Source organism: Marinobacter sp. L-13, assembly GCF_056857715.1.
In genome coordinates this window covers 1-10,765 of the sequence record NZ_JBSXNQ010000041.1, presented here as the reverse complement: position 1 = coordinate 10,765, position 10,765 = coordinate 1, and the positions used below count along the sequence as shown (strand labels likewise).

Genomic DNA, 10,765 nt, shown 5'->3' with positions numbered 1-10,765 from the left:
TATTGAAGGCATGTTTGCCTGAGTCTAGTCTCCGGCCGGCCACCCTGCACATTGAGCACCGATGCCCTTACGGCATGGAAGGTGGGGTGGATCAGCAGAAAACAGGCGGGTCCGGGAAGTACGGTAAACGTCCCCGGTGCCGCGCTATGTCAGCGGTCACAGGTGGGCGGGTAACTCTTGTGCAGCCGAAGGACCTTGCGGTCATGGTTGCTCCGTCAATGAAACTTGATTGCCGATGATACGTGCCCCGTCTGGAAGGTCAAGTCAACTTGCCATTGATCAAGTGTATACTCGCGATAAATATTTACTGAGAGAGTCCCATGAGCGACATCTATCCCAACCTTCTGAAACCCCTGGATCTCGGCTTCACTGAACTTAAGAACCGAGTGCTGATGGGGTCCATGCACACGGGCCTGGAAGACAGGTTCTGGAACATCCACAAGTTCGCGCGGTACTTTGCCGAGCGCGCAGAAGGTGGCGTGGGGCTCATGGTGACGGGCGGTTTCTCGCCCAATCTGGTTGGGCAGCTGGCCCCGCTTGCCTCAACCATGAACAATCGGGCAACGGCTCTTTTGCATCGTCATGTGACCGGTGCGGTGCATGAGGCAGGCGGTAAGATCTGTATGCAGATCCTGCACGCAGGGCGTTATGGCTATCAGCCGTTGATTGTCTCGGCATCGGCAACCAAGGCCCCGATAAGCCCGTTCAAGGCCCGCGCCCTTTCCTCGAAAGGGGTTGAAAGGCAGATCAACGATTTCGTCAGTGCCGCGAAGCTCGCCAAATTTGCGGGTTATGATGGCGTTGAGGTGATGGGCTCCGAAGGCTATTTCATCAACCAGTTTTTGTGTGAGCGGACCAACAAGAGAACGGACAAGTGGGGTGGCCCTTACGAGAACCGTATGCGCCTGCCCGTGGAGATTGTCCGCCGTATGCGCGAAGCTGTTGGGCCTGAATTCATCATTATCTACCGGCTGTCCATGCTGGACCTGGTCGAGGGTGGCCAGACCTGGGAACAGATTGTGACACTGGGCAAGGCCATTGAGCGGGCAGGAGCCACCATCATCAATACCGGGATTGGCTGGCATGAAGCCCGGGTGCCCACCATTGTTACCTCGGTGCCCCGTGGCGGCTTTGCCGATGTCACCGCCAAGTTCTATGGCGAAGTGGATATCCCGGTGTGCACGACCAATCGAATCAACACCCCGGAGAAAGGCGAAGAGATTCTGGCGGCGGGCAAGGCGGACATGGTGTCCATGGCCCGGCCTCTGTTGGCGGATAGCGAGTTTGTTCGCAAGGCCGAGCAGGGCCGTAGCGACGAAATCAACACCTGCATTGCCTGTAACCAGGCCTGTCTGGACCATGCGTTCCAGGCCAAGCGGGCTTCTTGCCTGGTGAACCCCCGAGCCTGTCACGAAACCGAGCTGGTATTGACGGTAGCGCCTGTTGTTCGTTGGGTTGCCGTTGTAGGTGCCGGGCCGGCGGGACTGGCGGCGGCGACAACCGCTGCGAAACGGGGCCACAAAGTGACCCTGTTCGAAGCGGATGACCAGATCGGCGGCCAGTTCAACTACGCCAAGCGCATCCCGGGCAAGGAAGAGTTTTACGAAACCCTTCGCTATTTCCAGCGCCAGATCGAGCTGCTGGAGATTGACCTCAAGCTCGGCACTCGTGTGGATGCCGAGTCACTTAAGGCGCAGGGTTTCGACGATGTCGTCATCGCCACCGGCGTGAAGCCGAGAACTCCGTCCATTGAAGGCATTGATCATCCCAAGGTGCTCGGCTACCTCGATGTACTTCGCCATAACAAACCCGTTGGCAAGAATGTGGCGGTTATCGGCGCCGGCGGCATCGGTTTTGATGTCAGCGAATTCCTGACCCATGACTTCAGCCATCATCCCGAAGGCGAGCAGGTCAGCGTTGCCGACTGGCAGGCAGAGTGGGGCGTTCATCCGGATTTTGATGGCCCCGGAGGCTTGGCCGAGCGCCAGCCAACACCGTCGCCCCGAAAGATTTACCTGATGCAGCGAAAAACCGGCAAGGTCGGCGGCGGTCTGGGCAAGACGTCGGGTTGGGTGCACCGCAACAGCCTGAAGCACCGTGAAGTCGAGATGCTGAGGGGCTGTCGCTATGAGCGGATTGACGACCAGGGGCTGCATATCTCCCTGACCGACAAAGATGGCAAGGTCACGGAGAGCCGGGTGTTGGCCGTGGACAATGTGATTATTTGTGCAGGCCAGGAACCTTATCGGGAACTTTTCGACGAGTTATCGGACTCTGGGGTGACCGCGCATCTGATCGGCGGTGCAGACGTCGCCGAAGAACTGGACGCCAAACGGGCCATCCGGCAGGGAACGGAAGTCGCAGCCAAATTATGACATTACTAATTGCCTTCGCAGTGCTCTCGATTGGCTTCTCCTTTTTATGCTCCATTCTAGAGGCGGCCCTGCTTTCGGTGACTCCGAGCTACATCGCCTCACTGAAAAAAGAGAAGCCGAAGCTTTTCGCCCGGTTGCGAAAACTGAAAGACGATGTGGACGATCCCCTGTCTGCAATCCTTACACTGAACACGGTTGCCCACACCGTGGGCGCCACCGGCGTTGGCGCCCAGGTGACGGTGGTTTTTGGGGAAGCGTGGCTCGGAATTGCCTCTGCGGTAATGACCCTGGCTATCCTGATATTCTCGGAAATTATTCCCAAAACCATTGGCGCCAAATACTGGCGGAGTATTGCGCCACGGCTGCCAGCTATTCTGGGATTCATGATCAAGGCGCTGCTGCCGTTCATCTGGTTGTCCAAACAGGTCACCCGTCGAATTGGGTCTGGTGAGGCCGACGTTGATATCCGTGCGGAGATCAGCGCCCTGGCGGAGATCGGCAAGGATCAGCAGGCCCTGGACGAAGACGAACGGCGCATGATTCACAACGTCCTGCGATTCCACGAGATCAAGGTCAGTTCTGTGATGACACCAAGGACGGTCTGCAAATACGTTGATCCGGGAATCACTTACGACCAGTTCCGGGAGCAGGTCAGCAAATCACCGTTCTCCCGATACCCTGTAATCGATGAGGAAGGCGAGGCGCTCGGGTACCTGCATCGGGCAGACCTGATCAACCTCGATTCCGATGTCGACCTGCTCGACCACATGCGCAAGATCAAGCGAGTGAAAGGCAACACCAACATCGAATTCCTGTTTTCGGACATGCTGCGAGAGCGGCAACACCTGGCCGTCGTCTATGACGAATTGGGAACCTGGCTGGGAATAGTGACGCTGGAGGACATACTGGAGACACTTTTGGGCACGGAAATCATGGATGAAACCGATAATGTCTCGAACCTCCGCCGGTATGCGAAGCAGCGCTGGAGCCGGCGTTTGAAGAAGTATGGCTCCGGATAGAAGGGTTTGGTTAGCGGGAGGCTTTCAAGGCATTTGAAATCGCCTCGGCTTCAGCTTCAAGTACCTGACTTCGAAGGCTGTTTCCCTGCTGCAGTGCCTGCTCGATCTGCTTGCGCTTCATGTCGTACAGCCTGCTCAGAATCTCTGCCTGGCTTTGTCTGATCGGTGCATTCATGGCGGACCTCCCCATAGTGACACCTGTCGGTATTCTTTACGTTTCAGGCCGAACATTGGCCTTCACTGGAAACCAATGCATAACCCGGGCCAGTCAGGACCGACCAGACATTACCTGACAAAGCGAGAGCGGTAGGCACCCGGTGAAAGCCCGGTATGTTTGCGGAACAGACGCGTGAAGGAACTCACGTCTTCGTAGCCCACCAACTGAGTGATTTCATCAATCGGTAGCCGCGATTTCTCCAAATGCTGACGTGCCACCTCAATCCTGAGAAGTTGTAGATACCCGGTGGGCGTGTCGCCAGTGGCTGCCTTGAATCGGCGAATCAGAGAACGCTCGGTGAGTCCGCTGAGTGAAGCCAGGCGTTGCAGGGTAACAGGGTCCCGGTAATGACTGTCCAGCCAGTCCTGCAGCTTCAGAATGGCGGCATCAGAATGGTAACGGCGAGCCTGCAAGGCACTATAAGGCGCCTGACTGGTCCGCCCCGCATCAATCACAAACGCCTTCGCCAGCTCCCGCGCCACCTGAGCCCCCGCGTAACGTTCGACCAGATAGATCCCCAGATCCCACCAGGCCATGCCGCCCCCGGCACAGGCGATGTCGCCGTCCACCGTTACCAGCTTGTCCGGCTGAAGGTTCACCGCCGGAAAGCGCTGGCGGAACTGATGGCTGAAGCCCCAATGCGTCGTCGCCTGACGACCATCCAGCAGCCCCGCCTCGGCCAGCATGAACGCCCCGGTACAGTTACTGGCTACCCGCACCTGCCCGGCGTCTGAAGACCGAAATGCGCTCAGCCATTCAATAAGCTCCGAATTCCCCGCCAGAACGACTTCGATAGGACCACCAATAGTCGGTATCACCACCAGATCGCTGTCGTCGCCACCCGGTAACAAATCGTTCCAGGCTCCGTCTGGCTGAATGGTCAGTCCGTTAATGCAGCGGCAGGGCGCTCCGTCCTTCGTCAGAAGCCGGGTTGTGAACCGGGGTGTCGGCGCTTCATCGTTAATCCGCGCCCAGGTAACGCCGGCAAGACGGAAAAGATCAATAATGCCAGTGATGGCGCTGGCTAAAGCGCCATCAAAACCGATAACAGAGACCGTTCGCATGCAAACTCCAAATTAGGTCATCAGTGGCAATGTTGACCATAATTATGTCATAAACGCCGGTTTCCAGGAAAAACCAGTTGTGAGAGGCTAACGACATCAAACAGGAGACCAAGCATGACCGACACCCTGATCGACCGCCGCGACCTGGCGTTCCAGCTCTACGAAGTTCTCGATACCGAAAACCTCACCACCCGCGAGCGCTTCAGCGAACACAACCGCGACACCTTCGATGCCGTCATTGAAACCGCCGACAAGATGGCACGGGAAAAGTTTGCCACCCATAACAGCGCCGCCGACAAGGACGAACCAAAGTTCGTCAACGGCCAGGTCGAGATGCTGCCGCAAGTGAAGGAAGCCTTCGACGCCTATGCGCAGGCCGGCTTTATCGCAGGACGTTACGACTATGAACTGGGTGGCATGCAGTTGCCTGAATCGGTCATGGCCGCCTGCAACGGTTTCTTCACAGCTGCCAACCCCGGCACCGCCGGTTACCCGTTTCTGACCACAGCTGCCGCCAACCTCATCCGGGTTTTTGGCAACGAACAGCAGAAAACCACCTTCCTTCCGAACATGCTCAGCGGTCGTTTCAGCGGCACCATGGCCCTGACCGAGCCCCACGCCGGGTCCTCCCTCGCGGATATCCGGACATCGGCGTCGCCCACAGATGAAGGTCACTACCTGATCAAGGGCGCGAAGATTTATATCTCCGGTGGCGAGCAGTCCATCACTGACAACATCGTTCACATGGTGCTGGCCAAGATCAAAGGTGCGCCGGCGGGCGTGAAAGGTATCTCCCTGTTCATCGTGCCCAAGTTTCTGGTGGATGGTGAAGGCAATCCCACTGAACGCAACGGCGTCAGCCTCGCTGGTCTGATTCACAAGCTGGGCTACCGTGGCACCACCTCCACCGCCCTGAGCTTCGGTGATGATGCTCCCTGTCACGGCTATCTGGTTGGCGAGCCCCACCAGGGCCTGAAGTATATGTTCCAGATGATGAACGAAGCGCGGGTTGGCGTGGGTTTCGGCGCCGCTGTGATCGGTTATCGCGGCTACATGCACAGCCTCGAATACGCCAAAGATCGCCTGCAGGGCCGTAGGGCCAGCGAGAAGAACCCGGAATCCCCACAGGTGCCGATCATTGATCACGCCGATGTCCGGCGCATGCTGCTGGCCCAGAAAGCCTACAGTGAGGGTGGTTTGGCTTTGTGCCTCTACGGCGCCCGGTTGATGGATGACCAGCACACCCATCCCGATGAACAGAAACGCCAGGAAGCCGGAAAGCTGCTGGACCTGCTCACTCCGGTGATCAAAGCATGGCCTTCCGAATACGGCCCCAAGGCTAATGACCTGGCCATTCAGGTATACGGTGGCGCAGGTTACACCCGGGAGTATCCGGTAGAGCAGTGCTGGCGTGACAACCGCCTTAACCCGATTCACGAAGGCACCAATGGTATCCAGGCCATGGACCTGCTGGGCCGTAAGATCTGGCAGGATCAGAGCCACGGTTTGCAGCTGCTCATGCAGGAGATGCAGGTAGATCTTCAGGCAGCCACCACCGATCGTTGCCAGCAATGGGCCCTGTCCCTGAGTGAAACCCTGCAGCAGGCAGTGAAGGTTACCCAAAGCCTGGGTAAATCCCTGATGGAAGGCGATCCCGACAAAACCCTGGCCAATGCCTCCTGCTACCTGCACCTGTTCGGGCACATTATGGTGGCCTGGATGTGGCTGCGTCAGGCCAATGCGGCCTCCCATGCCCTGGGTTCCGCGAATACCGATGATGAACGCAATTTCTACCAGGGCAAACTGCAGGCGGCCCAGTACTTCTTCCACTGGGAATTGCCAACCGTGGCTCAGGATCTGGTGCTGCTGCGCAATCAGGACGATACCTGTCTGAACATGAAATCGGAGTGGTTCTGATGGCTCTGGTAAATGTTGAGAAGAAAAATCACATCTTGCTGATCGGGCTGAACCGCCCGGAAAAAATGAACGCCATGAACCGCGAGATGTACCACCAGATTGCGGCGGCCTACCACCAGCTGGAAAACGACCCGGAGCTACGGGTCGGGCTGATGTACGCCGAGGGCGACCACTTCACCAGCGGCCTGCAACTGGACGACTGGGCGGGTGTGTTTGCCAACGGCAAGGGCATTGAACCGGGTGAGGGCGAACTGGATCCCTTCCACATTACCGGTCAGGCGCTGACCAAACCCGTGGTCTTCGCCGCCCAGGGCATCTGCTTCACCTGCGGCGTTGAGATGATGCTCAACACCGACGTGCGCGTCGCGGCCAAAGGCACTCGCTTTGCCCAACTGGAAGTCAAACGCGGCATCTTTGCCTGCGGTGGTGCCACCATCCGCCTCCAGCGTGAAATCGGCTGGGGCAATGCCCAGCGTTACCTTCTGACTGGCGATGAGTGGACCGCCGATCAGGCGTATCAGTGGGGGTTGATTCAGGAACTGGTGGAACCCGGCGAGCAGTTCAACGTCGCGTTGGAAATCGCTGAAAAAATTGCCAAGGCTGCACCGTTGGGTGTGCAAGGCAGTCTGAAATCCTCGAAGATCGCTGTCAGCGAGGGACAGGAGGCTGCGAAACAGCGTTTGTTCCCGGATCTGCAGCCGGTCATGGCCAGCGAGGACGTAAAAGAGGGAATCCAGTCTTTCCTGGAACGGCGCGAAGCTGTTTTTAAAGGCAAGTGACTTCTAAATTTCCTCGGGAAACACGGGCTCTAGGGGCTAAAAGAAGCTGGCGAATTCATCAGAATTATGGGCAGCCGACCGGGGTCTTCCTTCCGGGAGTGTGAGCAGCAAGGATGCTGCGATCAAGCCCCCATGGATGGGTTCACGGCGTCTCCCGGAAGGAAGACTCCGGTTGGCTGCATGCTCTATAACGTCAAGGCTTGGGGGCAAGACTTCAGGCGGCCTCGGAATTCCCGGGTTCGCGACGAGCCTTCGCTTCAGCCGCTACCTCCGCAGCATAATCCGAATACTTGGCCATCAGCTCCTCCTTCCGATCCGGATCCCAATTGATTTTACTCAGATCCCCCTCGTAGTGGTCAATCACCCGCTTATCCATGGTTTCATACCACCATTGCGGCAGGTAAGCCGGCAACAGCATCGACGCATAACCACCCGGCAACTGCGGCGCCTTCTCGAAATGCCTCAGGGCCTGGAAGCTGCGTTGTGGGTGGGCATGATGATCCGAATGCCGCTGCAACTGGTACAGGAACAGGTTGGTCACAATATGATTGCTGTTCCAGCTGTGCTCCGGCTGGGTACGCTCGTACTTGCCGTTCTTGTCCTTCTGACGGAGCAGGCCATAGTGCTCAATGTAATTCACACTCTCCAGCAGGCTTGCGCCATACACCGCCTGGGCCGCCAGGAATGGTACTGCCCGTGGGCCGCAAACCAAGGTTGTCGCGCCAAAGAACCCGGCGCTCATGGCCCAGCCCTGCAACAACTCATTATCCAGGCTCCAGAAGCCCTTGCCTTTGCGGGCAAGCCGCGCCTTCTCAATCCTGATGGAGGATTTGATGCCACCCAGCACCGTACGGGGAAGGAACTTCCAGAAACTCTCGCCCATGCGGCTGCTGGCCGGATCCTCCGGTGTGGCCACCCGCTTATGGTGGCCGAAGTTGTGTTCGACAACGAAGTGGGTATACCCGGTGGGCGCCAGAGCCGCCATCGCCAACAGCTTGTTCAGTCTGTTCGATTTGTGACCCAGCTCATGGGCCGTGTTGATGCCTACGCCATTGATGGCACCAACGGTAAGCGTCAGGCCGATTTTATCGTCCAGGGGCGTATCCTTGCGGCTGGCCAGCCAGGCGCCCATGAGGGTCATGGCGTACTGGGTCGGAATAAAGGCCTTCACGATCCGGTCGTAGTACTTGTCCCGTTCCAGGGTCTCCACTGCGGATTCCGGCGGGTTGCTCTGGTCCTCACCAATGGCCCTGTCCAGCGCCGGAATGATGCCGTGCACCAGAGCAGGGCCGGTCCAGGCCAGGGCTTTCAGTTTTTTGGGGGCCAGGGCGTAACCGGTCAGGGCCGCGAGCCCGATGCCCGGCAGGACAGGGCCGAGTAACCACATATAGCGTTTCGGATCCTTCCAGTTGCCAGTGGAGCCGGATTCGGCGGGGGAAACGACATTATGCGATTCCGGGTTGTCGTGGGTCTTGGCGTTCATTGTGTTCTCCCGTTCGGTGCGCGTAATGTCAATTTATGTCGGACAATCTGGCAATGCAACGACCGTCCGGCAGAGCGGGGTAGCTTGGCGCAAAATGACAAATATCATTCTTTTGGCGAAATCCCGTTTTCTGAGCCAGACTTCGGGGAAAACAAGAATTCGACGGTAGTGAAGAATCAGCTATGCCAAATTTTCCCTCCACTCCCTCCGCTACGGCTTCGTACTCAGTTCAGGGTATGCTTCAGGAGTATCTGGGCTCAGGGCAACTGACCGAGGTGGTTTACCGGGACAGCGCCGGCCAGATATGCACGGTGCACGATGTTATTCGTGAGCTTTGCAGTCGCGCAGGGCAGGATTTCCTGCTGCTCGGACGAGGCACCATGCTCCCGCTCGATCATGTCATCACCATTAATGGCCGGCTGCTGGCAGGCAGCACAGGCTAACCAAAGGGTAATCGCCGGGTAATTGCCTTTGGGCCGGGCCTCGCCGTACCCTGTTTCGCGTTGTAAATATTTATCAACAGAGGGATATGGTATGAACAAGCTCACGCTGGGTGCGCTTTTGGTGGTTCTGACACTGGGCCTTGCTGCCTGCGGTTCGGAGGACAACGAAGGCGTGGATGTCGAGCAGGCTGCGGACAACGCCGGAAACATGATGGAAGAGGCTGGCGATTCAGTCGAGGAAACCTACGAGGATGCTACTGGCCAGAACGAAAGCGTCATGGGAGAGTTACAGGAAGGAGCGGAAAACGCAGCTGAGGAGATGGGAGATGCCGCTGAGGAAGCGGGTGACAGGGTAGAGGAGGCTACTCAATAACTCTCCGATAACTCTCCGATAACTCTCTAATTTCCGCCGGCGCGCCTCTGTTTGCGCTGGCGGGTCCTGGTCATCAGCGTCCGGGGAGGAGAGTGAGTCGAATCTTTTGCGGCCAGACAACCTTAATGCCTGAGTAACACAAATGTAGGATTAACGTCATAACCAGCCCCTATCTTTTTAGCGGAGTCGATCCGGAATTCTGTTCGATGAACAGGTTGTACCGGAGTGGCAGACAACAACACCGTTGAAAGGATATGCGCTATGAATCTGGAAAGAGCGTTAATTTCCGTGGCGATCGGGCTGGCATTGTCCGCCAGTGTCGTCGCAGAGATACTACCGACCTCACAAAAGGGCAATACCTGGTTTATTAACGCCGCGGCACAGCTTCAGCAGAAGCTCTCCCTGAAGTCCTCGGATAAGGCGAAAAACGTCATTCTGTTTGTGGGCGATGGCATGGGGGTGTCCACCCTTACCGCTGCGCGCATTCTGGAAGGCCAGAGGCAGGGCAGTCCGGGCGAGGAAAATCTGCTGAGCTTTGAGAGTTTCCCCTTCACGACACTCGTGAAAACCTATAACACCGATGCCCAGGTTCCGGATTCAGCGGGCACCATGACCGCCATGATGTCTGGTTTGAAAACCGATGCGGGCGTGCTGGGCGTGGACGAGGATGTCCAGCGGGGTGATTGCAGCACGGTTGCAGGCAATGAAGTAGTAACCGCTCTGGAGCTTGCGGAAATCAAGGGTTTATCCACTGGTGTGGTCTCCACCGCACGCATTACCCACGCCACACCCGCCGCTGCCTATGCCAAATCGGCAGATCGCAACTGGGAAGACATTTCGGATATGCCTGCTGAAGCGGTTCAGGCCGGTTGCAAGGACATTGCCGATCAGCTGGTCAGTTTCGAGCAACTTCTGGAACAACGTTACGCTGGCGTGGATACCGATGGGATTGACGTGGTCATGGGCGGCGGCCGTCGCCACTTCCTGCCAAATGATGCCAGGTTCAACAGCCCGGATGCGCGATCCAGTGTCGAAGGCGACCGCACCGATGGCCGCAACCTGGTCACCGAGTGGCAGGCTCAGTATCCACAAGGC

General features: G+C 57.6%; 10 protein-coding genes. 7 read left to right on the top strand and 3 right to left on the bottom strand.

Annotated elements, in window-relative coordinates; translation table 11 throughout:
• The first annotated feature begins 320 nt into the window (after positions 1-320).
• Both AC13DD_RS04170 and AC13DD_RS04165 read left to right on the top strand, forming a co-directional pair.
• Positions 321-2,375, top strand: a complete 2,055-nt coding sequence (locus AC13DD_RS04170) for an NADPH-dependent 2,4-dienoyl-CoA reductase (protein ID WP_053112756.1) — start codon at positions 321-323, stop codon at positions 2,373-2,375.
• On the top strand, positions 2,372-3,394 hold the full coding sequence (locus AC13DD_RS04165; RefSeq protein WP_008173984.1) for a CNNM domain-containing protein: 1,023 nt from the start codon (positions 2,372-2,374) through the stop codon (positions 3,392-3,394). The genes AC13DD_RS04170 and AC13DD_RS04165 overlap by 4 nt, the downstream gene beginning before the upstream one ends.
• Positions 3,395-3,404: 10 nt before the next feature.
• On the opposite strand, the gene AC13DD_RS04160 is transcribed toward AC13DD_RS04165, so the two are convergent.
• The gene (locus AC13DD_RS04160; RefSeq protein ID WP_008173988.1) at positions 3,405-3,569 is read right to left on the bottom strand and encodes a hypothetical protein; all 165 of its coding nucleotides are present in this window, start codon (positions 3,567-3,569) and stop codon (positions 3,405-3,407) included.
• 110 nt (positions 3,570-3,679) lie between these two features.
• On the bottom strand, positions 3,680-4,675 hold the full coding sequence (locus AC13DD_RS04155) for a GlxA family transcriptional regulator (RefSeq protein ID WP_053112755.1): 996 nt from the start codon (positions 4,673-4,675) through the stop codon (positions 3,680-3,682).
• Between the two features lie 114 nt (positions 4,676-4,789).
• Here AC13DD_RS04155 and AC13DD_RS04150 point away from each other — a divergent pair, with 114 nt between their 5' ends.
• Together AC13DD_RS04150 and AC13DD_RS04145 are read left to right on the top strand one after the other, a co-directional pair.
• Complete coding sequence (locus tag AC13DD_RS04150; RefSeq protein ID WP_273158163.1) at positions 4,790-6,592, top strand: acyl-CoA dehydrogenase; 1,803 nt, start codon at positions 4,790-4,792, stop codon at positions 6,590-6,592.
• Entirely contained in the window at positions 6,592-7,371 is a 780-nt protein-coding gene (locus AC13DD_RS04145) for a crotonase/enoyl-CoA hydratase family protein (protein ID WP_273084270.1), read from the top strand. The genes AC13DD_RS04150 and AC13DD_RS04145 overlap by 1 nt, the downstream gene beginning before the upstream one ends.
• A 214-nt stretch (positions 7,372-7,585) precedes the next feature.
• On the opposite strand, the gene AC13DD_RS04140 is transcribed toward AC13DD_RS04145, so the two are convergent.
• Complete coding sequence (locus AC13DD_RS04140) at positions 7,586-8,854, bottom strand: alkane 1-monooxygenase (RefSeq protein WP_053112754.1); 1,269 nt, start codon at positions 8,852-8,854, stop codon at positions 7,586-7,588.
• Positions 8,855-9,036: 182 nt separating this feature from the next.
• Between AC13DD_RS04140 and AC13DD_RS04135 the strand changes: the two genes are divergently transcribed.
• From AC13DD_RS04135 to AC13DD_RS04125, 3 genes are all read left to right on the top strand, one after another.
• The gene (locus AC13DD_RS04135) at positions 9,037-9,297 is read left to right on the top strand and encodes a hypothetical protein (protein ID WP_053112753.1); all 261 of its coding nucleotides are present in this window, start codon (positions 9,037-9,039) and stop codon (positions 9,295-9,297) included.
• 91 nt (positions 9,298-9,388) lie between these two features.
• The gene (locus tag AC13DD_RS04130) at positions 9,389-9,670 is read left to right on the top strand and encodes a hypothetical protein (protein ID WP_008174002.1); all 282 of its coding nucleotides are present in this window, start codon (positions 9,389-9,391) and stop codon (positions 9,668-9,670) included.
• Between the two features lie 261 nt (positions 9,671-9,931).
• Positions 9,932-10,765: alkaline phosphatase (locus tag AC13DD_RS04125; RefSeq protein WP_482930877.1), on the top strand; the 834-nt coding region annotated here is incomplete at its 3' end.

Coding starts and splice junctions, on each gene's coding strand:
- AC13DD_RS04170 (WP_053112756.1), top strand. CDS start 321: ATGAGCGACATCTATCCCAACCTTCTGAAACCCCTGGATCTCGGCTTC.
- AC13DD_RS04145 (WP_273084270.1), top strand. CDS start 6,592: ATGGCTCTGGTAAATGTTGAGAAGAAAAATCACATCTTGCTGATCGGG.
- AC13DD_RS04130 (WP_008174002.1), top strand. CDS start 9,389: ATGAACAAGCTCACGCTGGGTGCGCTTTTGGTGGTTCTGACACTGGGC.
- AC13DD_RS04165 (WP_008173984.1), top strand. CDS start 2,372: ATGACATTACTAATTGCCTTCGCAGTGCTCTCGATTGGCTTCTCCTTT.
- AC13DD_RS04155 (WP_053112755.1), bottom strand. CDS start 4,675: ATGCGAACGGTCTCTGTTATCGGTTTTGATGGCGCTTTAGCCAGCGCC.
- AC13DD_RS04160 (WP_008173988.1), bottom strand. CDS start 3,569: ATGAATGCACCGATCAGACAAAGCCAGGCAGAGATTCTGAGCAGGCTG.
- AC13DD_RS04150 (WP_273158163.1), top strand. CDS start 4,790: ATGACCGACACCCTGATCGACCGCCGCGACCTGGCGTTCCAGCTCTAC.
- AC13DD_RS04135 (WP_053112753.1), top strand. CDS start 9,037: ATGCCAAATTTTCCCTCCACTCCCTCCGCTACGGCTTCGTACTCAGTT.
- AC13DD_RS04140 (WP_053112754.1), bottom strand. CDS start 8,854: ATGAACGCCAAGACCCACGACAACCCGGAATCGCATAATGTCGTTTCC.